Consider the following 25,609-nt stretch of genomic DNA (forward strand, 5'->3'; position numbering starts at 1 on the left):
AAATTACACATTTAATACTAATATTAAATAAATAGTTTTAGAAAAAGAAAAAGCCGATTCGCATAGAATCGGCTTATATTTTTGATACTGATTTTATTTTTTAGAATTTGTATCCTAAAGCTACTCCGAAGGAATTTAAATCAATAGCATCTTCTGTAATGCTTTGGTAATAAACTGATACTTCAAAAGCTCCAGTATCATAACCTACTCTTGGTTCGTAGAATAATGCTCCGTCTGCATTGTCAGAAAGACCAACAGCGTAACCTAAATCTGCTCTTGCAAAAATGTTTTCAGAAAAATTGAATCGTCCTGATGCAGCCAAGGTAATAAAGTCGAAGCTATCTAAAGCATCTTCTGATGTGGTAAATGTTGAATAACCACCTCTACCACCAAGATAAAATCCTTCCGCAAGTTCAACAAAATAATAGGTAGCGTTTACACCGATACCAAAATCGTAAAAGTCACTAAAATCACCAGTTGGAACTCCTGCTTGTACTTCTGCAGAAAACATGTTTTCTTGTGCGTTACTAAATTGAACACTTACTAACGCAATAGCTAATACTAATAATACTTTTTTCATAATTATATTTTTGTTTGTGCTAATTTAATTAGAATTTGTTAAATATTCGACTTTTCATAAACTAATTATTAAAAAAAGACTTTAAATAGTTAGTAAATATGTGTAAATGCTAATTAAAACATATAAATAATTAAATTTTAACTATTCATTATTTCTTCAATTTCTTCGATTTCAATTGGAATATTGCGCATTAAATTGAATGGCTCACCATTTTCTTGAATTACTACATCATCTTCTAGGCGAATTCCCATATTTTCTTCTGGTATGTAAATTCCAGGCTCAACGGTAAATACTTGATTGGCTTGCATAGGTTCGTATAATAAGCCATAATCGTGCGTATCTAAACCAATATGATGCGAAGTGCCATGCATAAAATATTTTTTGTAAGCTGGCCATTTGGGGTCTTCATTTTGTACATCAGCTTTGTCTAAAAGTTTTAAATCGAGTAATTCTGATGTCATCATTTTACCCACCTCTTTATGGTAAGCTACCCAATCGGTTCCTGGAACAAGTAAATTGGTGGCTTCTTTTTTTACTTTATTTACCGCATTGTAAATTTGCTTTTGGCGAGTGGTGAATTTTCCGTTTACTGGTATTGTTCTGGACATATCACTGGCGTAATTGGCATATTCTGCGCCGACATCAAACAAAATTAAGTCGCCATCTTTACATTGGTTTTTATTTTCGATGTAATGCAAAACGGTAGCGTTTTTTCCCGATGCGATGATGGGCGTGTAGGCAAATCCACGAGAGCGGTTTCTTAAGAATTCGTGCATGATTTCAGCTTCTAACTCAAATTCCCATATATCAGGTTTGATGTGTTTTAAAATTCTTCGGAAAGCCTTTTCGGTAATATAGCAAGCCTTCTGCATGATTTCTAACTCCAATGGATGTTTTGCCGAACGCAAACGCTGTAAAATAGGATTGCTTTTAGCAACTTGGTGAGCTGGATAATTTTCTTTTAGCCATTTGTTAAAGCGTTCTTCGCGGGTTTCGGTTGTATGTGCTGCACGGTAATGTTCGTTGGTGTTTACATAAACCACTTCGCTTTGCGACATGAGTTCGTGAAAAATCTTTTGAAAATCTTTTAACCAATATACGGTATTGATTCCTGCGATTTCTAGGGCTTTTTCTTCGTCGATTTTTTTGCCTTCCCAAACAGCAATATGGTCATTTGTTTCTTTTAAAAATAAAATTTCGCGGTGTTCGGGTTTGGGTGCATCTGGAAATAGAACCAAAATGCTTTCTTCTTGGTCTACACCACTTAAATAGTAAATGTTTCGGTCTTGCTGAAAAGGAATGGTGCTATCGGCACCAATGGGATAAATATCGTTGGAATTGAAAACCGCCAATGAATTTGGCTTCATTTGTGCCATAAAGTTTTTGCGGTTATGAATAAATAAGTCTTTTGATATCGGTTCGTATCGCATAAATTTTAAATTTTTTCAAAGGTAAGGAAAGCTTTAGAGACAATGTCCTTTAAAGCTAATTAGTATACATGTCAGGGATTAAACTTATATATGATAACGCTTTTATTAAAGATAGTTAGGAATTAGTTTAAAATAAAACCACAATTCCTAATCAGCATAGTTCATTTTTAGTTATCTCTTTTAAAATCAAATATACAGATTTCGTTGAAGTATTTTTTGTTAGGTATAATAATTTGTCTTTAACATACTTTCTTATTTTTCATTCAGATTCTTGATAAGATTTGTATGTAGATATTTACTTTGTTCTTTTAGTGAGAATTAGAAGAACACAGTAAAATAGTCTCCGTTATAACACCAATTTTTTACAGTGTAAAAATATTTATCATCCCATTTTCTGCAAAATCATCTATAAATCGACTAATTAATTGGCTTTAATTATTTCCGCTTTCGAGCGCTTAACAACAATAAAATTTCTGTCATCACTTAAATCAATTCTAAATAAGTGTAAAATGATGCTTTGTGCTTGTATGTAACTTTCATCCGCTGTATTTTTGATAAAAATTTAAAAAAAATATTCATGGGAGGGATAAAGACTTCTATTGCTAGAAAAGTTGCCATGGCACTATCTGGTTTATTCTTAGTTTTGTTTTTAGCACAACACTTTACTATTAATTTTACTTCGGTGGTTAGCCCCGATACATTCAATGAAATTTCCCAATTTATGGGAACTAATTTTTTAGTGCAAGCTGTACTGCAGCCTATTTTAATCTTCGGAGTGATCTTTCACTTTGTAATGGGATTTGTTCTAGAAATTAAAAACAACAGTGCTCGAAGTGTTAGTTACGCCAAATATAATGGTGGGGCCAATTCGCCTTGGGTTTCTAGGAACATGTTACTTACAGGAATTGTAGTGTTAGCTTTTTTAGGATTACATTTCTATGATTTTTGGGTGCACGAAATGCAAGTAAAGTACATACAAGGTGATATGAGTGGACTAAATGAAGCTGGAGAATTTCGTTATTACGAAGAAACCGTTGCTAAATTTGCTGGTCAACCAGTTCGTGTAGCCATTTATGTTTTCTCTTTTGTTTTGTTAATGTTACATTTATTGCATGGTTTTGCTTCTTCGTTTCAAACCATGGGTGTAAACAACAAATACTCTAAAGGCATTAAAGTTTTTACCAAAGCTTTTGCAATTGTGATACCAATGGGCTTTGTGTTTATTGCTATCTTTCACTATCTAAATAATTTATAATTATGTCTACATTAGATTCTAAAATACCAAGTGGTCCAATTGCAGATAAGTGGACTAAACATAAAAATGAAATAAACTTAGTAAATCCAGCTAATAAACGAAATATTGATATTATTGTTGTCGGTACTGGTTTAGCGGGTGCATCTGCTTCAGCAACTCTAGCTGAATTAGGTTATAATGTAAAAACATTTTGTTTTCAAGATTCTCCACGTCGAGCACACTCCATTGCTGCTCAAGGTGGAATAAATGCTTCGAAAAATTATCAAGGTGATGGCGACTCAGATTACCGTTTATTTTACGATACGGTAAAAGGTGGCGATTACCGTTCTCGCGAAGCAAATGTATATCGACTTGCCGAAGTTTCGGGTAATATTATCGACCAATGTGTTGCACAAGGTGTTCCCTTTGCGAGAGAATATGGTGGTTTGTTAGATAACCGTTCATTTGGTGGCGTATTGGTTTCCAGAACATTTTATGCTAAAGGACAAACAGGACAGCAACTTTTATTGGGTGCATATTCTGCAATGAATCGCCAAATTAATCGTGGAAAAATCCAGTCTTTTACTCGTCATGAAATGATGGATGTTGTAAAAGTAGATGGTAAAGCACGGGGCATTATTGCAAGAAACCTAGTAACTGGAGAAATTGAACGCCATTCTGCTCATGCTGTAGTTTTAGCTTCTGGTGGTTATGGAAATGTCTTTTTCTTATCGACTAATGCCATGGGAAGTAACGTAACTGCTGCTTGGAAGGCGCACAAAAAAGGAGCATATTTTGCTAATCCTTGCTACACGCAAATTCACCCAACTTGTATTCCAGTGTCTGGCGATTTACAAGCAAAATTGACGTTAATGTCAGAATCGCTAAGAAACGACGGTCGTATTTGGGTACCAGCTAAGAAAGAAGATGCACAGGCAATACAAGCTGGTAAGTTGAAGCCAACTGAAATTAAAGAAGAAGATAGAGATTACTACTTAGAAAGAAGATATCCTGCTTTTGGAAACTTAGTGCCGCGAGATGTAGCTTCTAGAGCTGCCAAAGAACGTTGCGATGCTGGTTACGGAGTTAATAAAACTGGACAAGCAGTATATTTGGACTTTTCTAGCGCTATTGAACGTTATGGAAAGGAAAAAGCTTTTAGTTCAGGTAAAAAAGATGCTTCCAAAGAAGAAATTATTAAACTTGGTAAAGAAGTAGTGGAATCGAAATACGGTAATTTATTCGATATGTACGAAAAAATCACCGACCAAAATCCATACGAAACTCCAATGATGATTTTCCCAGCGGTGCATTACACTATGGGCGGTCTTTGGGTAGACTACAACTTAATGACTACCATTCCGGGCTGTTACGCAACCGGCGAAGCTAATTTCTCTGATCACGGTGCTAACCGACTAGGTGCTTCTGCTCTAATGCAAGGTTTGGCCGATGGTTATTTTGTACTGCCTTACACTATTGGAGATTATTTGTCCAACGATATTAGAACTGGTCCAATTCCTACAGATACTAAAGAATTTGAAGAAGCTGAAAATGAAGTCCGTAATCAAATTGAAAGCTTGTTGAAAGTTCAAGGTGAAAAACCTGTAGATTATTTCCATAGAAAATTGGGATTAATCATGTGGAACAAATGTGGGATGTCTCGTAATGAAAAAGAATTAAAAGAAGCGATTGAAGAAATTGCGCAGTTACGTGAAGAATTTTATAATAATGTACGTATTCCTGGTAAAGCTGAAGGTAGAAATTCTGAACTAGAAAAAGCAGGAAGAGTTGCTGATTTCTTAGAGTTAGGCGAATTATTTGCCAAAGATGCTTTAGATAGAAACGAATCTTGTGGAGGTCACTTTAGAGAAGAATATCAAACTCCAGAGGGTGAAGCCTTGCGTGATGATGAAAACTATAAATATGTGGCTGCTTGGGAATATAAAGGAAAACCCAAAGATGCAGTCTTACATAAAGAAGAATTGATTTTCGAAAATATTGAATTGAAAACTAGAAGTTACAAATAAGTTGATCTATGAAACTTAATTTAAAAATATGGCGTCAAGAAGATGCCAAAGCCAAAGGAGAATTTAAAAATTACCAATTAAACGAAGTTCACGGCGATATGTCTTTTTTAGAAATGCTAGACGTATTGAATAACGAATTGGTAGAAAAAGGCATTGAGCCTGTAGAATTTGACCACGATTGTCGCGAAGGAATTTGTGGAATGTGTTCACTACAAATCAATGGCGAACCACACGGTCCCGACCGTGGCATAACAACCTGCCAGTTGCACATGCGAAAATTTAAAGATGGCGATACTATTGTAATCGAACCTTTTAGAGCCAATGCATTTCCTATTGTAAAAGATTTAGCGGTAGATCGTTCTGCATTTGATCGTATCCAACAGGCTGGCGGTTACATCTCGGTAAATACATCTGGAAATACCCAAGATGCCAATAGCATTCCAATTGAAAAAGATAAAGCAGACATGTCTTTTAATGCTGCAACTTGTATTGGTTGTGGAGCTTGTGTAGCAGCTTGTAAAAATGCAAGTGCTATGTTATTTACATCAGCAAAAGTTTCCCAATACGCATTGTTGCCCCAAGGAGAAGTTGAAGCCACCGACCGCGTTTTAAACATGGTAGCCCAAATGGACAAAGAAGGTTTTGGAAATTGTACCAATACTGGAGCTTGCGAAATAGAATGCCCGAAAGGAATTTCTCTAGAAAATATAGCTCGCTTAAATCGTGAATACCTAGCTGCAAGCTTAAAAGGATAAAAATTTATAATAACATATATTACAACCCTTATTCATTTTGAGTAAGGGTTTTGTTTTATAAAAAAACTATCCGATAAGAAAGTGTTTTTAGGGATTCTAACAATTACCAAATCTTCTAAATATCCGAATTCAATAAAGACCAACAATGCTAAAAAAATGATTCGATTTTGCTTTGTAAAAACCGATAAGACTTTAGCAAAAACAACAAAAATCATCTTTCAGATTTAAGTATCTTTTTTACACGAGTACAAGTTATCAATTCTGTACTTTTGCATAAAATTAAAAGCACATGGCCCAACTTTTTGTAGTTCCAACTCCTATTGGAAACTTAGGTGATATTAGCTTTAGAGCCGTAGAAATACTTAAAAGCGTAGATTTAATTTTAGCTGAAGATACCCGAACTAGCGGTAAGCTATTAAAACATTACCAGATAGAAACTCCGCTAAAAAGTCACCACATGCACAACGAACACAAATTAGTTGATGTTTTGGCCAAACGAATTAAAAATGGCGAAAACATGGCTTTAATTACCGATGCTGGCACACCTGCCATTTCCGATCCTGGTTTTTTGTTGGTTAGAGCTTGCATCGAAGAAGATGTTGATGTGAGTTGCTTACCAGGCGCCACCGCTTTTGTTCCAGCATTGGTTAATAGTGGATTACCTAACGATAAATTTGTATTTGAAGGCTTTCTGCCACCCAAAAAGGGAAGACAAAAACGACTAGATTTTTTAGTTGAAGAAGAACGGACTATGGTGTTGTACGAATCGCCCTACAAACTTTTGAAAACTTTACGGCACCTAGCTGAAAAATTAGGAGAGAATCGGAAAATATCCGTTTCTAGAGAATTGACTAAGCTATATGAAGAAAACCTGCGTGGTAGTTTAAAAGAAGTGATGGCGCATTTTGAAAAAAATCCGCCAAAAGGAGAACTGGTTTTGGTGGTTGAAGGAAAACCCAAAACATAATTTACAATGGAAGAAAAAATAAAATTAATTTGGGATTTTCGTGGTCCAGCTGCACAAAAAACCGCTGAGCATCACGAAATTCATTTAAAAGATTTCTTGCAAATGAAAAAAATAGATTTGCAAATTACGGGCTGCGAAAAGCAAACAGATTTTCATTACACTGCTTTTATGGTAGTTGAAAAATCGAACATGATTAGTCTTCGCGATGCTTTAAAACCACATCGAGGACAAATTTATAAAGACTAATTTTTTAAAATTATGGAAAAAGAATATACAGTAAAAGGAATGACCTGCCAAGGCTGTAGAGCTTATGTTGAAGATGCTCTGCAAAAAATAGAAGCTGTAAATAAAGCCGAAGTAAACTTAGAAAATGAAAAAGCAACTATAGATTTTTCTCAAAAAATTAGTTTAGCATCTTTACAGCATGCAATTGGAGAAAAATATAACATTTTAGCAAAAGATGCTGTTGATAAAGGAGAAGAAAAACAAACTAATAATTCAGTATCAACCCCAATACAATCTGAAGCAAAGCAATCTAAACTAAAACAGTTACAGCCCTTGTTTTTAATTTTTTTCTATATAACAACAGCTTCGCTTTTATTAAATTTTTCTAATTTTAAGTTAGGGAGTTGGATGTTCGATTTTATGGGAATGTTTTATATTGTATTTAGCTTTTTTAAGTTTTTAGATTACACAGGTTTTCCAGCTTCGTTTAAAATGTACGATCCACTAGCTAAACTTATTCCTGCCTATGCTTGGATTTATCCGTTTTTAGAAACAGCTTTAGGATTGTGTTTTTTATTTAGATTTCAAGTAGATGTAGCACTTATTGCAACTTTAGTAATTTTAGGAATTACTACTGTGGGTGTTAGTCAATCTTTATTTTCTAAACGAAAAATTAAATGTGCTTGTTTAGGAACAGCTCTAAATCTACCAATGACAGAAGCTACTTTTATTGAAAACACCATAATGATCGTAATGGCTTTGTTAATGTTGTTTTTAATTTAAATAGAAGTTACATTTAATGAAAAGCTTTATTAAAGTGTAGATTAAAACTATTTTTACGAGCTTTTTTCTACTGTAGCTCTAATGCCAAATAACTCTAATAACTTAGTTTCATTTAACTTCGATTCGGTTTTTTGTTTCAAGTCTTCAAAACTAAGCGCAGGTCTAAATTCTGGACTTAACTCGTCTATAATTTCTTCTAGTAAATTCTTTTTAAAAATTGAATAATTTATAGTTTTCATATAAGTCAGATTTTTTCTAAAAGTAAACTAAATTTATATTATAAAAGTTAAATTAAACTTATGAAAATGAGAATATTATATTAATATTTTACTTTAAATAATTAATTTCAGTTTCAATTACAAATAGATAAAAATATAAGGATGCGCACGATTAGTTTCTGCATACTAATGCAAAGTTGAATTTTAGACTAGCCTTGATTGTAGTGGAAATCCAGTACGCAAAAAAAACTTGCAAATCACAGCTTAAAAAAGCGACTTTATGAAGCTCTTTTTAAGCTTAGTTTTGTGTTTTTTTAAGGTGCTGATTGTAGCGGAAAGCAAGATGCAGCTTAAAATAAGTATAGGTTATAAATGCATAATAAATCTTTATATGGATATGATATATAATAATGTTAAGCTAAGTTTTGTTTCTTTGCTTTAATTGTATATTTGTAAATAATTTAGATTAAATAAAAAGTAATGATAAAAGTAAGCGAACAAGCCAAACTTAAACTTTCTAACCTAATGCAGGAAGAAGGTTTTGATGCTGCCAAGCACTTTGTACGCGTTGGTGTTAAAAGTGGAGGCTGCTCTGGGTTATCTTACGATTTGAATTTTGATCAAACACAACAAGATAACGACAAAGTCTTTGAAGATAACGGTATAAAAATAGCTGTAAATAAAAGTAGTTTTTTATACTTAGTAGGAACTATACTAGAATATTCTGGTGGTTTAAACGGTAAGGGTTTTGTTTTTAATAATCCAAATGCACAGCGTACTTGCGGATGTGGCGAAAGTTTTTCGCTTTAATAAAAAAGTAAATTATGGCATATACCGAAGAAGAATTAGAAAAAGATTTACAAACCAAGGAATATGAGTATGGGTTTTATACCGATATAGAATCGGATACATTTCCAGTTGGTTTAAACGAAGATATTGTAAGAGCTATTTCTAAAAAAAAGGAAGAGCCTGAGTGGATGACTGACTGGCGGTTAGAAGCCTTTAGAAATTGGTTAAAAATGGAAGAACCCAATTGGGCAAACGTACATTATAAGAAACCAGATTACCAAAATATTTCGTATTACTCGGCACCGAATAAAAAACCGAAATACGAAAGTTTAGACGAAGTTGACCCTGAGTTGTTAGATACATTTAAGAAATTAGGAATTTCTTTAGATGAGCAAAAAAAACTTGCTGGTGTTGCTATGGATGTAGTTGTCGATTCGGTTTCGGTTGCTACTTCGTTTAAAAGCACATTGGCTAAAAAAGGAATTATTTTTTGTTCCATTTCTGAAGCTATTCAAAAACATCCTGAATTAGTGAAAAAATACATCGGTTCGGTTGTGCCGAAGTCCGATAACTTTTTTGCAGCACTTAACTCAGCTGTTTTTAGTGATGGTTCATTTTGTTATATTCCTAAAGGAGTTAGATGTCCTATGGAATTATCTACTTATTTTAGAATAAATCAAGCAGGAACAGGTCAATTTGAACGGACTTTACTTATTGCCGACGAAGATAGCTATGTTAGTTATTTAGAAGGTTGTACAGCTCCAATGCGCGATGAAAACCAATTGCACGCTGCTGTGGTAGAATTGATTGCTTTAGATGGAGCAGAAATAAAATATTCTACGGTTCAAAACTGGTTCCCGGGTGATAAAGAAGGTAAAGGTGGCGTTTTTAATTTTGTAACTAAACGCGGAATTTGCGAAAAAAATGCTAAAATAAGTTGGACGCAAGTAGAAACGGGTTCTGCTGTAACTTGGAAATATCCAAGTTGTATCTTAAAAGGCGATAACTCAACAGGTGAGTTTTACTCTATTGCTTTAACTAACAATTTTCAGCAAGCCGATACAGGAACTAAAATGATTCACCTAGGGAAAAACACGAAAAGCACGATTATTTCGAAAGGAATATCTGCTGGAAATTCACAAAATTCATATCGTGGATTGGTGCAGATTAACAGCCGAGCCGATAATGCCCGAAATTTCTCGCAATGCGATTCTTTATTAATGGGGAACAAATGTGGAGCACACACTTTTCCTTACATTGAAGCTAAAAATAAAACAGCACAAATAGAACACGAAGCTACGACAAGTAAAATTGGAGAAGATCAAATTTTTTACTGCAACCAACGTGGTATTGACGAAGAGAAAGCAATTGCTCTAATTGTAAATGGTTTTAGTAAAGAAGTGTTGAACAAGCTTCCAATGGAGTTTGCAGTTGAAGCACAAAAACTATTAGAAATTTCCTTAGAAGGTTCTGTTGGATAAAAAATTAAGCTATGAAAATCAACCTAATTATTGCACTTGTTTGTTTGTTTTTTTGGTCTTGTAACGAAACCAAAAATAAAAAAGATGAAGCTACAAAACCAAAAACTGAAATACAGCAGTCTACTAAGTTTAAAAGCTATGTAGGTGAATTTATTAAAGTAGACAATGCCGCTATTTTAAAAGGCAACAATTTTATTTATGGTGTAGTCTTAGATTCTATGGGAATGGAATTAGCAACACAAGCTGAAACTCTAAAATACGACGAATACGATATGGTACCGGTAGTGCTTTCTGGCGAATTAATTTCCAATCCAAATAAAGATGGATGGGAAGAATTGCTCGAAGTAAAAAAAATTATTCGAATTGCCGAACCTAAGATGGAAGAAACCATCGAAATTAAAAAACCAATTAATTAAAAGTTATGTTAGAAATTAAAAATTTACATGCTTCGGTTGAAGGCGAAGCTATACTAAAAGGAATAAATTTAGAAATTAAGCCTGGCGAAGTTCATGCTATCATGGGGCCAAATGGATCGGGTAAAAGTACCTTGTCTTCTGTAATTGCTGGAAATGAAGATTTTGAAGTTACAGAAGGAGATATTATTTTTGAGCGTGCAAATATATCAGAATTATCTCCAGATGAACGTGCACATCGAGGTATTTTTCTTTCTTTTCAATATCCAGTTGAAATACCTGGAGTTTCGGTAACTAATTTTATTAAAACATCTATTAATCAAATTAGAAAAGCTCGGGGTTTAAAAGATATGCCAGCCAACGAAATGCTTAAAAAAATTAGAGAAAAAGCTGCCATGCTAGAAATGGATAGAAAATTTTTATCACGTTCTTTAAATGAAGGTTTTTCGGGTGGCGAGAAAAAACGTAACGAAATCTTCCAAATGGCAATGTTAGAACCCAAGTTAGCTATTTTAGATGAAACCGATTCTGGCCTAGATATCGACGCATTAAAAGTAGTAGCTAACGGCGTAAATAAATTAAAAAATAAAGATAATGCAGTGTTGCTAATAACACACTATCAGCGTTTGTTAGATTATATTATTCCTGATGTTGTACATGTTTTAATGGATGGTAAAATTGTAAAAACTGGCGATAAACAACTTGCTAAGGAGTTAGAAGAACGCGGTTACGATTGGATTAAAGAAGAGCAAGTTGCTCGAGTATAATTACTTTCTGAAACAAAAATTATGGACTTAAAAGAAAAATTAATTTCATCTTTTTTTGCTTTTGAAGAGCAAATTGATTTGGAAAACGATATACATCAACTTCGGAACAACGCAATTAAGTTTTTTGAAGACAAGGGCTTTCCTACTAAAAAGGAAGAAGCCTGGAAATACACTTCCTTAAAATCAATTTTAAAGGACGATTACAGTATTTTTCCTAAAAAAGAAGAAACAATAGATTACCGCGATATTAAAAAATATTGCATTCATGAAATCGATACCTATCAAATTGTCTTTGTAGACGGTATTTATGCTTCGCATTTATCTAACACAACACATGATAAATTTGATGCTTGTTTAATGTCTTCTGCATTGAACAATCCGAAATATAAATCGATTATCGATAGGTATTTCAATAAAATTGCCCCAGAAGAAAGTTTAACCGCTCTAAATACAGCTTTTTCTAAAGAAGGTGCTTTTATACGTGTACCTAAATCCGTTGCTGCAGAAAAACCAGTTCAAATACTACATTTTTCGACAGGTAATGAAAGTGCGTTGATGTTGCAACCAAGAAATTTAATTGTTGTTGAAGAAAATGCGCAGGTACAAATTATCGAACGTCATCAAAGCTTAACTGCAAATGCTGTATTAACCAATTCGGTTACCGAAATTTTTGTTGAAAAAAATGCCATATTGGATTATTATAAAATCCAGAACGATAAAATTAGTTCGTCCTTAATAGATCACACGCATGTAAAACAAGCTTCAAATTCACATTGTTCTGTACATACGTTTTCTTTAGGTGGAAAATTAACACGTAATAATTTAAACTTTTACCAACACGGCGAACATATCAATTCTACCTTAAACGGCGTTACTATTTTAGAAGGTAAACAACATGTAGACCACAATACCTTAGTACACCACACCCAACCAAATTGCGAAAGTCATCAAGATTATAAAGGTGTTTTTTCCGATCGTTCTACGGGTGTTTTTAATGGAAAAGTTTTAGTTGATAAAATAGCTCAAAAAACAGATGCTTTCCAAAGTAACAACAATATTTTACTAGACGACAAGGCAAGTATCAACTCTAAACCACAGTTAGAAATTTTTGCAGACGATGTAAAATGTAGCCATGGTTGTACAATTGGGCAGTTAGATAACGAAGCTTTATATTATTTACGCTCTCGAGGAATTCCTTTAAAGGAAGCGAAGGCACTACTTATGTTTGCTTTTGCGAATAAGGTATTAACAGGTGTTAGAATTCCTGAAATTAAACAACGAATCACAGAGCAAATTGCACTGAAAATTGGTGTACATCTAGGATTCGATTTATAAAAAATTATTAATTATATAATTTATGAAAATGTCAAGTACCCAAATGCAATTCGATGTTGAACAAATTAGGAAAGATTTTCCCATTTTACAACGTAAGGTGAATGGCAAAGACTTGGTGTATTTTGATAATGCGGCTACTTCACAAACTCCACAACAGGTAATTGATTGTATTGTAGATTATTACCAAAATTATAATGCTAACATTCACCGTGGTGTGCATTCCCTATCGCAAGAAGCTACCGATGCTTATGAGCAAGCTAGAGAAAAAATTAGAGCGCACTTTAATGCAGATAAAGCACACGAAATTATTTTTACATCAGGAACTACACATGCTATTAATTTAGTAGCTAGTGGTTATTCGTCTATTTTAAAGGCTGGCGACGAAATAATTGTGTCTGCGTTGGAGCATCACTCAAACATTGTTCCATGGCAAATGCTCTGCGAAAAAACAGGTGCAACTTTAAAGGTAATTCCGATGGAGTTTGATGGTAAATTAAATATGGATAAATACCAAGATTTACTAAATACCAATACTAAATTAGTTTTTGTAAATCATGTTTCTAATGCTTTAGGTACCATTAATCCAATTGAGTTTATTATTGAAAAAGCGCACGAAGTAAATGCAAAAGTACTTATTGACGGCGCACAAGCCGCTCCCCACATCCAAGCTGATGTACAAGCTTTAGATGTAGATTTTTACACGGTTTCTGCTCATAAAATTTGTGGTCCAACCGGAGTTGGAATTTTATATGGAAAGGAAAGTTTGTTAACTTTTTTACCACCATATCAAGGCGGAGGAGAAATGATAGACCAAGTTAGTTTTGAGAAAACTACCTATGCAGGTTTACCACATAAATTTGAAGCGGGAACGCCTAATATTTCAGGTGGAATTGCTTTTGGTGCAGCTTTAGATTATATGCACCACATTGGATTCGAACAAATTGCACAATACGAAAATGAGCTTTTAGTTTATGCTACTAACGAATTGAATACATTAGATAATATTATTATTTACGGAACAAAACCATCAGAAAAAACAGCAGTGCTCTCATTTAATTTTGAAGGTATACATGCCTACGATGTTGGTACTATTTTAGATAAATTAGGTATTGCAGTTCGAACAGGTCATCACTGTGCTCAACCTATTATGGAATATTATAAAATTCCAGGTACAATACGTGCATCTTTTGCATTTTACAATACCAAACAAGAGATAGATAGTTTTATTAACGCACTTAAAAAAGCGCAACAAATGCTTCAATAATTATGAGAAATTTATTTGTTTTATCTTTATTTATTATTGTTTTTTCAGCTTGTAAAAGTGTAAAAACAAATCAAAAAATGGAATATTCAACGGAGTTTGAATCTAAATCGTATCAGCTAATACGTATCGAATCGCTAGATGTAGAAGCAATGGATTTAGTTTTAAAAGTTAATGCAGAAGAAAATATAATGTCTGGTGAATCGGGTTGTAACAATTATCAATTTAACTATAACTTAAAAGAAAATGTTTTAGATTTAGGTTATGGGGTTGCTACAAAAATGTATTGTGAAGACAATATGGAAACTGAAAACGCATTATTTTCTGCAGCTAGCCGAGTTCGTCATTTTTCTCAAGTTGAAGGTGAACTATATTTGTTAGATGAAACAGGAGAAGTATTACTAAAAGCAAAAGAAAAACAAGAACAAGACTAATGGCAGAAATTCAAGAAATTCAAAATGAAATTGTAGACGAGTTTAGTCTATTTGAAGATTGGATGCAACGCTACGAGTATATGATTGAATTAGGCAAAACACTAGAGCCTATGAATGAAAATCATAAAACCGACGATAATATAATTAAAGGTTGCCAAAGTAGAGTTTGGGTTCATGCTGATTTAAAAGAAGATAAAATTGTGTTTACAGCAGATAGTGATGCTATTATAACTAAAGGAATAATTGCAATTTTAATTCGTACATTTTCCAATCAAAAACCTAAGGCAATTTTAGAAGCGAGCACTGCTTTTATTGACGAAATTGGTTTAAAAGAACATTTGTCTCCTACTCGGGCAAATGGATTAGTAAGTATGATTAAACAATTAAAAAATTACGCTTTAGCATACCAAGCTAAATTGAATTAAATTAAAAATTATGTCAGAAGAAAATATTAATACAGAAGAATTAGGAGATAAAATTGTTCGTGTTTTAAAAACGATATACGACCCAGAAATTCCAGTAGATATATACGAATTAGGTTTAATTTACGATGTTTTTGTAAACGAAAATGCCGAAGTTAAAATTATTATGACCTTAACTTCTCCTAACTGTCCAGTGGCAGAATCTTTACCACAAGAAGTGCAAGAAAAGGTAAAATCTTTAGATATGGTTGCCGACTGTGAAGTTGAAATGACTTTTGAACCGGCTTGGTCTAAAGATAACATGAGCGAAGAAGCAAAGTTAGAACTAGGAATGCTGTAATTGTTATGTCAGAAATTATAAATCGTATAGCAAAAAGTAAATTAGAAACCATCGATTTAGAAGATTTGTATATAGATGGTAAACGTACGCAATTAGATATTTCACAATGGCTTTATGAAGGTTTACTTCTCAGAGAAAAAGAATTTAGAGCGCATTTAAAAGCACATGACTGGAGCCAATACAATAACCAATTAGTGGCTTTGTATTGCAGTACAGATGCTATTGTTCCTTCCTGGGCATTCATGTTAGTTAGCGTACACCTAAATAATTTCGCTAAAAAAGTGGTTAAAGGAAGTTTAACAGACCTTAATTTAGCACTTTACGCAGAACAAATTCAAAGATTTGATACCACACCTTATGCAGACTTACCTGTAATTATTAAAGGCTGTGCTAATAAACCCGTTCCAGAAACGGCTTATTTACTCTTGCTCGAAAAGCTTCAACCCATTGCTAAATTAATTATGTATGGAGAAGCTTGCTCTTCAGTTCCACTTTTTAAAAAAAAAATAAATAAAGCTAAATCAAATTAATTGGTTGTAAGTTGCAGATTCTATTATATTTGCCGCTTAAAATCATTAACCAATGCGAAAATATTTTTTATTAGTTTTTTTATTTAGTTACATGTTAATTAATGCCCAAGACAATACTGCAGATAATAACAGTGACGAAAAACAAGAAGAAAAAAAATGGAAAATGGGAGGGAACTTCTCTTTTCTAATCAATCAAGCTAGTTTTAACGACGAATGGCTTGGCGGTGGTACTTCCAATTATTCTGGAAACATTCTAGTTAGTTATGACATTAACTACAAGAATAAAAAGATAACTTGGGATACCAAATTTTTAGGAGATTACGGAATCACTAAAACTAAAGATCAAGAATTTAATAGAAAAACCAACGACCGTTTAGAATTAAACTCTGTTGCTGGTTATCAAGTTGGTGACTCGAAGTGGAGTTATTCTACCATGTTGAACTTTAGAACACAATTTGCTAACGGATACGAATTTGAGCAAGATGAACAAGGCAACGAAATTCGAACTTTACAAACTGAATTTATGTCTCCAGCATTTTTACAATTAGGTTTAGGTGCTTTATGGAAAGAGAATGACGATTTTAGAGTAAATATCTCTCCTGCCACGGGAAGGTTAATCTTTGCAAACTCACGATTTACAACAACTCCAGGCTATGTAGATGGTGATTTTTTTGGTTTAGACGAAGGTGAAAGCTTACGAACTGAATTTGGTGCTTCTTTTAATGCTTATGGTAAATTTAAGTTGATGAAAAATATTACAATGGAAAATATTTTCAACTTATTTTCTAACTACTTAGAAGACCCACAAAACATAGATTTAGATTATACATTAAACTTAGTAATGAAGGTAAACGAATACATTTCGACTAATTTTACTTTCCAAGCTATTTATGATGATAATGCAGTAAAAGGTTTTCAGGTTAGACAAGTACTTGGAGTAGGACTAGCTTTTCAATTGTAAAAATTGAAAATCAGACACAAAAAAAAGCCTAGTTTTTTAAGACTAGGCTTTTTTTGTACTCCAAATATGCGTTTACTGTTTTTTTAACTCTTCAGGTTCTTTTTTACTTTTGTCTTCAAAACGCTCTAATATTTTGTCTGCATTTACAATACTTTTAGAAATATGATCACTCATTTTTTCTGCAGATTGCTTAAACTCTTTTAAACTATTAAGCTTTAATTCAAGTTGCTCTTCGTCTTGAATATCTATTTTTGAATTAATTTCATTTCGTTCAAAATTATTGCTAAATTCTTTCATCCAAGTCATCATTTTTTTAGTTCCTTGTTGTAAATCAGCAATTATCTTTTCATATTCTTGATCGTCAATTTTACCTTTAATAAATTCAAATTTTGTGAGTTTTTCATTCACTAAAATCATATCAGGCATAACATCATCATGTATAGCGATTGTTTCTTTCATAATGCTGTCAAATTTAGATTGCATTTGTTCTACATTACTCGTGTTGTTTTTTTCAGATTTACTTTTTTTCTCACAAGCTGTAAAGCTTAGTGTAATGCATAAGATAAGACTTAAACTTAGGGCAATTTTCTTCATGTTTAATATTTAATTTATTAGTTCAAATTGTTTTCCTGGTAAGGGTTTTACAACTCCTTTTAATTCCAAATTAAGCAATAAACTAGCCAATTGATAAGTTGGAATTTCCGTATGTAAAGATAATTGGTCTAATTCACATTTACCGACTTCTTGTAATTTATCTGCAATTTTTTGCTCTGTTTCATTTAATTCAACAAATAACTGAGTTTGTTGAACAGGTTTTGCTTCTATATCCCAGTTAAGGTGGTATATTAAATCGGCAGCACTTGTAATTAATTTAGCTTGATGTTTTTTAATTAGATTATTACAGCCTAAACTAAGTTTGTCGGTAGTTCTTCCAGGAACAGCAAATACTTCTCGGTTGTAAGAATTGGCGATATCTGCAGTTACTAACGAGCCGCCTTTATCTGCACTTTCTATAACAATTGTTGCTTCACTAATTCCTGCAATAATTCGATTTCTTTTTAAAAAATTATTCCTGTCAAAGGAATCATCACTACAAAAGTCAGTAATAAAACCGCCATTTTTCTCAATATCAGGTGCATATTTTGCATGAGCTTTAGGGTAAAGTTGGTCTAAGCCATGCGCTAAGCAACCTATGGTTTGTAAATTGTGTTCTATAGCTGCCTTTTGTGCTGTAATATCTACTCCGTAGGCAAAACCCGAAACAATAACGGGGTTTAAAACGGCTAAATCAGCAATAAGTTGCTTGCAAAATTGCATGCCATAAGAAGTAATTTTTCGTGTTCCAACAATACTGATTATTTTCTTATTTTGTATGTCGATATTGCCACGCTTAAAGAGTAAAATAGGACCATCTAAACAATGCTTCAAAAGACTAGGATAGCCTTCTTTTTCATCAAAAGTAGAAACATCTATTTTATTAGTTTGTATGTAATGCAATTCTTTTTCTGCTTCATCTAAATAGGAAGAATCGTTTAGGTATTTAATTTTATGTAATCCAATTCCATCGATTTTTAACAAAGAATTCTCTTTCTGTTTAAAAATTGCTTCTGCACTCCCTATTCTGTCTATCAGTTTTTTAGCTGATGCATCACCTAAATTTGGTAGTTTTTGGAGTGCGATTCGGTAAAGTAATTCAGTTTCAGATAACATAAAGCTAAATATTTAGTCGGCGTCTGTTTCTTTTTTAACTGAAGTTTCCTTGGTAATTTGTTCAGAAAATTCGTTAGATATTTCTTTGCCGAGGTAGACCAATCTAAAACCTTCTTCAATAGTTAATTGTTGTGCATTAGATGGAATTAACATAAGTTCATTCTCTTTGTTTTTCACAAATAAAGGAATAGCATCAGGCTCTTGATTAGTTGTTTCAATTAGTTTCTCAAAGTGTACTTTAGATGCTAATGGAATTTCGTGAATCTCGGGAAACTTACGTGTTAAATTAACCAATTTAATGTAGTCGTCTGTATAAGAAAACAAGCCTTCTTCTGGATTGTTTTCTGCATCTTCCATTTCTTCTGGAGAAATGACCCGATAAACTCCTTTACCTCCAAAATGTGACGAGAAATTTTCAATGGCTTTGTTATTTACAGCAGTATTCCCGGTAAGTGCCATCATATATCCAATGTCAGAAAGTTCTACATTATCTACTAAATCATCAGAATATACATTAGCATTAATGGCTTCTATTCCCATTTTTTTCGCTGCTTCTGTATTGCTTTGGTTGTTATCTACTATTATAACGTGGCGGTCATTTTCGATTAAATATTTGGCAATTACTCGTGAAAAAGAAGAAGAACCAATTATTAAAATTCCATCAGAGTCAGTTTGAAAAACACCCACTAACTTAGCAAATGCCCTAGCAGTAGTCGCATTTAACAAGACAGTACCTAAAACAATCATAAAAACTAAAGGCGTAATTAATTCAGCATTATGTACACCTTGGCTAGCTAATTTTATACCAAATAACGAAGCAATACCTGCGGCAACAATACCACGTGGTCCAACCCAACTTATAAATAATTTTTCTCTAAAATTTAAACTAGAATTGATGCTGCTTAAAAATACTCCTAGTGGGCGAACTACAAAAACTACAGTAGCAAATAAAATTAGTGCTTCCCAATTAAAAACAAGTTCTAATTCGTTCATATTAATATTAGCAGCAAGTAAAATAAAAAGAATAGAAATTAACAATACGCTTAACGACTCTTTAAAGTACAAGAGTTCTTTAAAATTAGGGAGATTGGTATTTCCCATAATAATGCCCATAACAACCACTGCTAGTAATCCGCTTTCGTGAGCGAAACTATCGGCTAGTACAAAAACACCCAATACTGTGGCCAGTGTAAAGACATTCATTAAATAATTTGGAATTACTTTTTTCTTAATTAAGAAAGTTAAACTGTGAGCAAAGGTGAAGCCAAAGGTTGAGCCAAAAAGTACAATTTTGCCAAATTCAATTAAAGCTGTTTTTGTAAAAGCTTCGCCACCACCAGCAGAGATAAATTCGTATACTAAAACTGCTACAAGCGCGCCAATTGGGTCGATTAAAATACCTTCCCATTTTAAAATTGCAGATACATCTTTTTTTAAGGGGATATTTCTTAAAATAGGTGCTATAACAGTTGGACCAGTTACAATAATTAAACCCGAAAACAACAATGAAATTTGCCAGCTCAAACCTAAAATCCAGTGAGCAGCCATTCCAGCTCCTACAAATGTAATAATTACAGCAACGGTTATTAATTTTACAATTACCGGCCCCACGTTTAATAATTCACTTCTGCGAAGCGTAAGTCCACCTTCAAAAAGGATAACGCTAATGGCTAGCGACACAAAATAAAATAGGCTTTCGCCAGGAAATAATCCCCTTTCGCCATTCCAAATAGGTTCTATTAATTTAGAACTATCTTCTGTATAAAGTGTAGCTAAAGGACCAACAGCCAAACCAATTAAAATTAGTGGTAAAATGGCTGGTATTTTAAATTTCCAAGCAACCCATTGCGCTGCAATACCCAAAATTATAATTCCAGAAAGTTCTAGCATAAGTGTTTTATTGAGTTGTTAAAAATACTACAATTAGAAGGAATACAAAGTTTGTCTTCACGTAAGTTTATTATTTTGCAATTAAACAAAACTAAATGAAATTATACAGCATTGAAACCGGTCATTTTAAATTAGATGGTGGAGCCATGTTTGGAGTAGTGCCAAAATCTTTATGGCAACGTACAAATCCAGCAGATGCAAACAACATGATAGACATTGCCGCTACGAGTTTACTTATTGAAGATGGAAAAAAACTTATATTAATCGATACAGGTTTAGGTAATAAGCAAAGCGAAAAATTTTTTAGTTATTATTATCAGTGGGGTGAGCATAGCTTAGATAAATCTTTAGCTAAACATGGTTTTCATCGAGATGATATAACCGATGTGTTTATGACGCATCTTCATTTTGACCATTGCGGTGGTAGCATACAATGGAACAAAGATAAAACAGGATACGAACCTGCTTTTAAAAATGCAAAATTTTGGACAAACAAAGAACATTGGGAATGGGCAATTAATCCAAACGATAGGGAAAAAGCTTCCTTTTTAAAGGAAAATCTTATACCTATGCAGGAGTCTGGACAGCTACATTTTTTAGATCGTACCCAACAACGCCACTTTTATAACGAATTAAATTTTGAAGTTTTTTTTGCTGATGGCCATACCGATAAACAAATGATACCTATTATTACTTACCAAGATAAAAAACTTGTTTTTGCCGCCGATTTACTACCTACAGCAGGTCATATTCCATTACCGTTTGTAATGGGTTACGATACTCGACCACTACTTACCTTAAAAGAAAAAAAGAAATTTCTAGATGAAGCTGCAAATCAAAATTACTTTTTATTTTTAGAGCATGACGCACACAATGAAATTATTAATTTAAATCAAACTGAAAAAGGAGTCCGACTTAATCAAACTTTTACTTTTAACGAATTATTTAATTAAAATGAAAAAAACAAATAGAAACATTATTGGAGCCATTGTAGCTTCAACAGTATTAGCAAGCTGTGGTCCAAAAGGTTTGCAGTTTAATGCAGAACCTTTAAGATTAGGAGATTTACCAGAGAAAAACCAGGAATTGTCTGAAGAAGAGCTTAAATCTTGGAGTCATGCCGACTTACTAACCGATACCATTCCAGGAATGAGCGTAAACCGTGCCTATGAAGAATTAATTCGCGACCAAGAAGGTGAAACTGTAATTGTAGGTGTTATCGATAGTGGAATTGATAACGAACATGAAGATTTAGCTTCTGTTATGTGGGTTAATCCAAATGAAATTCCTGGAAACGGAATTGACGACGACAAAAATGGTTTTGTCGACGATGTGTATGGATGGAACTTTCTTGGCGATATAGTTGAAGAAAATCTTGAGTATACAAGAATTGTACGTGATTTTGAAGATCTTTATGGAGATGACCCTTCTCAGGCTAGTCAGGAAGAGAAAACTTTGTATGAAGATGCTAAAGCTGAGTATGAAAAAGAAAGAAAACAATCGCAAACTAATTACAACCGCTATTTAATGTTGCTTACCAACTTACAACGTGGTGAGAAAAATTTAAAAACTGCTATTGGTGTAGATCAACTTAGCATTGATCGTGTTCGTGAGTTTGAAACTGACTCAACTCAGCTAATGAACGATAAAAATTTCATGTTAAACATCATGACTAATGCTGGCGAAAATTTAGAAGAAGTTTATAGCCAATTAGACAATGCCATGGAGTATTTTCAAGCAAGGCTAGATTCGCATTTTAAAAAGGACTTATATGCTAGAGCAAACAATTTAGGCGACGATGAAAACGATTTTAGTGTTACTATATACGGAAATAACCAAGTTTCTGGTCCAGATCCTAAAAAAGAAGATGCTAAACATGGAACTCATGTAGCAGGAATAATTGCTGCTAATCGAACTAACGATAAAGGAGCAAAAGGCGTAGCACAAAATGTTCAAATTTTATCGGTTCGTGCTGTACCCGATGGAGATGAGTACGATAAAGATATTGCGCTAGCATTTCGTTATGCAGTAGATAATGGCGCTAAAGTAATTAATACTAGTTTTGGAAAATACTTTTCTACACATCCTGAAAAAGTTATGGAAGCTATTAAATATGCTGCAGAACACGATGTGCTAATTGTTAATGCAGCTGGTAACGAAGGCTTAGATTTAGACGAAAAACAAGTGTATCCTAACGACCAAAACCCAAAAAATACTACTGAAATTGCAGATAATTTCTTAAATGTAGGGTCGATTACTCCAGCTTATGGTAAAGCTATGGTTTCAGGATTTTCTAATTATGGAAAATTAAATGTCGATATTTTTGCTCCTGGTTCTCAAATTTATGCATCAACTCCTTTAGATACGTATGAGTTTTTACAAGGTACATCTATGGCTTCTCCTGCAGTTGCTGGTGTTGCAGCTTTAATTCGCTCGTATTACCCAAAATTAACTGCAGCTCAAGTTAAGCAAGTTATTATGGATTCTGGTTTAGCTTTTGAAGGTGAAGTGATTGTAAGTGGAGATCCAAATAAAACTATGCCGTTTTCAGAATTGTCGGTTTCAGGTAAAATAGCAAATCTATACAATGCCTTAATTTTAGCAGATGAGCAGTAGATTTCTTACAATAATTACGGTTTTGTTTTGTGCAGTTTCTTTAACTGCACAAAATAATACTTCCTATTGGCAGCAACATGTAGACTACCAAATGGAAGTTGATATGAATGTAGAAACATACCAGTACACAGGTAAGCAAACTATAAAGTATACTAATAACTCACCAGACCAATTAAACCAAGTATTTATACATCTATACTTTAATGCTTTTCAACCTGGCAGTGAAATGGACGTGCGTTCGCAAACTATTCAAGATCCAGATCCACGCGTGGGTAACCGAATTGGAAATTTAAATCCAGACGAAATAGGGTATTTAAAAGTAATGAATTTAACACATCGCAACCAAGCTGTAGAAAGTAAAGTTGTAGGAACTGTTTTAGAAGTAAGCTTAAATGAAGCAATAAAACCAGGCGAAACAAGTGTTTTTAATTTAAACTTTGAAGGCCAAGTCCCACTACAAATTCGAAGATCGGGCAGAAATAATGCTGAAGACGTGGCGCTTTCTATGACGCAATGGTACCCAAAAATGGCCGAATTTGATTTTGAAGGTTGGCATGCACACCCATATATTGGTCGAGAATTTCAAGGTGTTTGGGGAGATTTTGATGTAAAAATCAAAATTGATAAAGACTATGTTATTGGTGGTACAGGATATCTCCAAAATCCGAATAAAATAGGACACGGTTACCAAGACGAAGGCGTAAAAGTAAAAACAAAAGGGAAAAAATTAACCTGGCATTTTAAAGCACCGATGGTGCACGACTTTGCATGGGGTGCCGATCCAAACTTTATACACGATTCTTTTGTTGCAAAAGATGGTACCAAACTTCATTTCTTCTATAAAGATAATCCAGAAATTCAAGAAAACTGGAAAAATTTACAACCTAAAACAGAAGAATTGCTTTTGTTTTTTAATACACATGTTGGGCAATATCCGTATAAACAATATTCAGTTATTCAAGGTGGCGATGGCGGAATGGAGTACGCCATGTGTACGCTAATTACAGGTGAACGTTCTTTTGGAAGCTTAGTAGGTGTAACCGCACATGAGTTAGCGCATTCTTGGTTTCAGCATGTATTGGCAACAAACGAATCTAAACACGAGTGGATGGACGAAGGCATGACCACCTATATTGCTGGTTTAGCCATGAACGAAGTAATGAACCAAAATAAAGAAAATCCATTGGCTAGAAGTTATGCTAGCTATTCAAATCTAGCAAATTCAGGTTACGAACAACCACAAACTACTCATGCCGATAGATGGCAATTTAATGCGGCTTATGGCGCTTCAGCCTATTCTAAAGGTTCAGTTTTCTTAGCTCAGTTGGAATATTTAATTGGTGAAGAATTACTTGCTGAAACTTTAAAACAATATTTTTTAACTTGGAAAATGAAGCATCCTACACCAAACGATTTTATTCGAGTAGCTGAAAAAGTTTCGGGAGCTCAATTAAATTGGTATTTAACCGATTGGACACAAACAACCAATACAATCGATTATGCGGTTAAAACCATTGAAGCTTCCGAAGAAAAAACGGCTATTTTACTTAAAAGAATTGGTTTGATGCCTATGCCATTAGATATTGCAGTTACTTACGAAGATGGAAAGCTTGTAAATTATTATATACCACTTCGCATGATGCGCTGGACAAAACCAAATACACAGAATGTACAATCCGATTGGGCTTGGGCTTATCCTGAATATACTTTTAATGTTCCAACAAATTCTGGTGTTAAAAAAGTAGAAATTGATCCATCTGGTTTAATGGCAGACATACAACGTGAAAACAATTCGTTAACAAAATAAATGTAGAACCTAAAAACAGATAATTATGAATAAGAAATTTTTAATTTGTGGACTTTTAAGTGTTACTATACTCTCCACATCATGCTTGGGCTCGTTTAGTGCATTTAATTCTTTACGAGATTGGAATGATGGCTTAACCAACAATAAATTTATGGATAACTTGGTATTTTGGGCTTTAAATATTGTGCCTGTTTATTCATTATTTATTGCAGGTGATGTATTGTTTTTCAATTTATTGGAATTCTGGACAGGAAGCAACCCAATTGCTATGGCAGAAGGAGAGACAGAAACACAATATGCCAACATTAAAGGAACCGATGTGCGCATGACTGCTTCTAAAAATAAATTTGATATAGCTATTTTAAGCGGTGAAAATGAAAGCAAAGAAGTAAATTTACTTTTTGTACCTGAAGATAAATCTTGGAATGCTGTTGATGAAAATGGAGCATTGACTAAATTAGCTTCTATGGAAGATGGTTTTTATTTAATCCATACGCCAGAAGGCGAAAGTATTAAAATAGATCCTAATGCTTCAAATGAAGTAAATATGGCCATTTTAGAAAATAAATTGGAACAAAGTGGGTTGCGTTATGTAAAACACTAAACGGAAGTAAAATTGAATTAAAAAACCGTC

27 protein-coding genes are annotated in these 25,609 nt (G+C 33.5%); 21 read left to right on the forward strand and 6 right to left on the reverse strand.

Going from position 1 to position 25,609, the window contains the following annotated elements:
* Positions 1-100 precede the first annotated feature (100 nt).
* The gene (locus tag IEV63_RS03785) at positions 101-580 is read right to left on the reverse strand and encodes a hypothetical protein (protein ID WP_188405434.1); all 480 of its coding nucleotides are present in this window, start codon (positions 578-580) and stop codon (positions 101-103) included.
* Positions 581-717: 137 nt separating this feature from the next.
* Positions 718-2,010 carry an aminopeptidase P family protein gene (locus IEV63_RS03790; protein WP_188405435.1) on the reverse strand — a complete coding sequence of 431 codons (1,293 nt, stop codon included), beginning with the start codon at positions 2,008-2,010 and terminating at the stop codon, positions 718-720.
* A gap of 577 nt (positions 2,011-2,587) precedes the next feature.
* On the opposite strand from IEV63_RS03790, the gene IEV63_RS03795 reads away from it, so the two are divergent.
* The 6 genes from IEV63_RS03795 to IEV63_RS03820 all read left to right on the forward strand — a co-directional run bounded on the left by IEV63_RS03795 (position 2,588) and on the right by IEV63_RS03820 (position 8,001).
* A complete protein-coding gene (locus tag IEV63_RS03795; RefSeq protein WP_188405436.1) occupies positions 2,588-3,265 on the forward strand; it encodes a succinate dehydrogenase cytochrome b subunit in 678 nt (225 codons plus the stop codon).
* Between the two features lie 2 nt (positions 3,266-3,267).
* The gene (locus tag IEV63_RS03800) at positions 3,268-5,271 is read left to right on the forward strand and encodes a fumarate reductase/succinate dehydrogenase flavoprotein subunit (protein WP_188405437.1); all 2,004 of its coding nucleotides are present in this window, start codon (positions 3,268-3,270) and stop codon (positions 5,269-5,271) included.
* A gap of 8 nt (positions 5,272-5,279) precedes the next feature.
* Positions 5,280-6,026 carry a succinate dehydrogenase/fumarate reductase iron-sulfur subunit gene (locus tag IEV63_RS03805; protein ID WP_188405438.1) on the forward strand — a complete coding sequence of 249 codons (747 nt, stop codon included), beginning with the start codon at positions 5,280-5,282 and terminating at the stop codon, positions 6,024-6,026.
* Positions 6,027-6,315: 289 nt separating this feature from the next.
* Complete coding sequence (rsmI, locus tag IEV63_RS03810; RefSeq protein WP_188405439.1) at positions 6,316-6,993, forward strand: 16S rRNA (cytidine(1402)-2'-O)-methyltransferase; 678 nt, start codon at positions 6,316-6,318, stop codon at positions 6,991-6,993.
* 6 nt (positions 6,994-6,999) lie between these two features.
* Complete coding sequence (locus IEV63_RS03815) at positions 7,000-7,239, forward strand: hypothetical protein (RefSeq protein WP_188405440.1); 240 nt, start codon at positions 7,000-7,002, stop codon at positions 7,237-7,239.
* A gap of 12 nt (positions 7,240-7,251) precedes the next feature.
* Positions 7,252-8,001 (forward strand): heavy-metal-associated domain-containing protein, encoded by a 750-nt coding sequence (locus tag IEV63_RS03820; RefSeq protein WP_188405441.1) that lies wholly within the window; start codon positions 7,252-7,254, stop codon positions 7,999-8,001.
* A 53-nt stretch (positions 8,002-8,054) separates the two neighbouring features.
* On the opposite strand, the gene IEV63_RS03825 is transcribed toward IEV63_RS03820, so the two are convergent.
* Positions 8,055-8,240, reverse strand: coding sequence for a hypothetical protein (locus IEV63_RS03825; RefSeq protein WP_188405442.1), 186 nt, complete (start codon positions 8,238-8,240; stop codon positions 8,055-8,057).
* A 459-nt stretch (positions 8,241-8,699) separates the two neighbouring features.
* Between IEV63_RS03825 and IEV63_RS03830 the strand changes: the two genes are divergently transcribed.
* From IEV63_RS03830 to IEV63_RS03880, 11 genes are read left to right on the forward strand one after another with little or no spacing between them, the layout of a single operon-like run.
* Positions 8,700-9,029, forward strand: coding sequence for a HesB/IscA family protein (locus IEV63_RS03830; RefSeq protein ID WP_188405443.1), 330 nt, complete (start codon positions 8,700-8,702; stop codon positions 9,027-9,029).
* Positions 9,030-9,043: 14 nt separating this feature from the next.
* Complete coding sequence (sufB, locus tag IEV63_RS03835; protein ID WP_188405444.1) at positions 9,044-10,489, forward strand: Fe-S cluster assembly protein SufB; 1,446 nt, start codon at positions 9,044-9,046, stop codon at positions 10,487-10,489.
* A gap of 11 nt (positions 10,490-10,500) precedes the next feature.
* Positions 10,501-10,905: a hypothetical protein gene (locus tag IEV63_RS03840; protein ID WP_188405445.1), complete on the forward strand. Its 405-nt coding sequence runs from the start codon at positions 10,501-10,503 to the stop codon at positions 10,903-10,905.
* Between the two features lie 5 nt (positions 10,906-10,910).
* Positions 10,911-11,669, forward strand: coding sequence for a Fe-S cluster assembly ATPase SufC (gene sufC, locus IEV63_RS03845; RefSeq protein WP_188405446.1), 759 nt, complete (start codon positions 10,911-10,913; stop codon positions 11,667-11,669).
* A gap of 21 nt (positions 11,670-11,690) precedes the next feature.
* Positions 11,691-13,004 carry a Fe-S cluster assembly protein SufD gene (sufD, locus tag IEV63_RS03850; RefSeq protein ID WP_188405447.1) on the forward strand — a complete coding sequence of 438 codons (1,314 nt, stop codon included), beginning with the start codon at positions 11,691-11,693 and terminating at the stop codon, positions 13,002-13,004.
* Between the two features lie 22 nt (positions 13,005-13,026).
* Positions 13,027-14,268, forward strand: a complete 1,242-nt coding sequence (locus IEV63_RS03855; RefSeq protein ID WP_188405448.1) for an aminotransferase class V-fold PLP-dependent enzyme — start codon at positions 13,027-13,029, stop codon at positions 14,266-14,268.
* Positions 14,269-14,270: 2 nt separating this feature from the next.
* A complete protein-coding gene (locus IEV63_RS03860) occupies positions 14,271-14,699 on the forward strand; it encodes an META domain-containing protein (protein ID WP_188405449.1) in 429 nt (142 codons plus the stop codon).
* Positions 14,699-15,124: a SufE family protein gene (locus tag IEV63_RS03865; protein ID WP_188405450.1), complete on the forward strand. Its 426-nt coding sequence runs from the start codon at positions 14,699-14,701 to the stop codon at positions 15,122-15,124. The genes IEV63_RS03860 and IEV63_RS03865 overlap by 1 nt, the downstream gene beginning before the upstream one ends.
* 10 nt (positions 15,125-15,134) lie before the next feature.
* A complete protein-coding gene (locus tag IEV63_RS03870; RefSeq protein ID WP_188405451.1) occupies positions 15,135-15,461 on the forward strand; it encodes a DUF59 domain-containing protein in 327 nt (108 codons plus the stop codon).
* 5 nt (positions 15,462-15,466) lie between these two features.
* Complete coding sequence (locus IEV63_RS03875) at positions 15,467-15,991, forward strand: DUF2480 family protein (protein ID WP_188405452.1); 525 nt, start codon at positions 15,467-15,469, stop codon at positions 15,989-15,991.
* Between the two features lie 52 nt (positions 15,992-16,043).
* Positions 16,044-16,952 (forward strand): DUF3078 domain-containing protein, encoded by a 909-nt coding sequence (locus IEV63_RS03880; RefSeq protein WP_188405453.1) that lies wholly within the window; start codon positions 16,044-16,046, stop codon positions 16,950-16,952.
* A gap of 72 nt (positions 16,953-17,024) precedes the next feature.
* Here the strand turns inward: IEV63_RS03880 and IEV63_RS03885 are convergent, their stop codons facing one another.
* From IEV63_RS03885 to IEV63_RS03895, 3 genes are read right to left on the reverse strand one after another with little or no spacing between them, the layout of a single operon-like run.
* Positions 17,025-17,546: a hypothetical protein gene (locus IEV63_RS03885; protein ID WP_188405454.1), complete on the reverse strand. Its 522-nt coding sequence runs from the start codon at positions 17,544-17,546 to the stop codon at positions 17,025-17,027.
* 9 nt (positions 17,547-17,555) lie between these two features.
* Positions 17,556-18,662: a DNA-processing protein DprA gene (gene dprA, locus IEV63_RS03890; protein ID WP_188405455.1), complete on the reverse strand. Its 1,107-nt coding sequence runs from the start codon at positions 18,660-18,662 to the stop codon at positions 17,556-17,558.
* 12 nt (positions 18,663-18,674) lie between these two features.
* On the reverse strand, positions 18,675-20,552 hold the full coding sequence (locus IEV63_RS03895) for a cation:proton antiporter (RefSeq protein ID WP_188405456.1): 1,878 nt from the start codon (positions 20,550-20,552) through the stop codon (positions 18,675-18,677).
* A 95-nt stretch (positions 20,553-20,647) separates the two neighbouring features.
* Between IEV63_RS03895 and IEV63_RS03900 the strand changes: the two genes are divergently transcribed.
* The 4 genes from IEV63_RS03900 to IEV63_RS03915 are packed head-to-tail and all read left to right on the forward strand — an operon-like array spanning position 20,648 to position 25,579.
* Positions 20,648-21,505 (forward strand): MBL fold metallo-hydrolase, encoded by an 858-nt coding sequence (locus IEV63_RS03900; RefSeq protein WP_188405457.1) that lies wholly within the window; start codon positions 20,648-20,650, stop codon positions 21,503-21,505.
* A 1-nt stretch (position 21,506) separates the two neighbouring features.
* On the forward strand, positions 21,507-23,168 hold the full coding sequence (locus tag IEV63_RS03905) for a S8 family peptidase (RefSeq protein ID WP_188405458.1): 1,662 nt from the start codon (positions 21,507-21,509) through the stop codon (positions 23,166-23,168).
* Positions 23,158-24,975: a M1 family metallopeptidase gene (locus IEV63_RS03910; RefSeq protein WP_188405459.1), complete on the forward strand. Its 1,818-nt coding sequence runs from the start codon at positions 23,158-23,160 to the stop codon at positions 24,973-24,975. Before IEV63_RS03905 ends, IEV63_RS03910 begins: the two co-directional genes overlap by 11 nt.
* Positions 24,976-25,000: 25 nt before the next feature.
* Complete coding sequence (locus IEV63_RS03915; protein WP_188405460.1) at positions 25,001-25,579, forward strand: DUF3332 domain-containing protein; 579 nt, start codon at positions 25,001-25,003, stop codon at positions 25,577-25,579.
* The last annotated feature ends 30 nt before the right edge of the window (positions 25,580-25,609 follow it).

It is taken from the genome of Psychroflexus salis, assembly GCF_014640175.1.
GTDB lineage: Bacteria > Bacteroidota > Bacteroidia > Flavobacteriales > Flavobacteriaceae > Psychroflexus > Psychroflexus salis.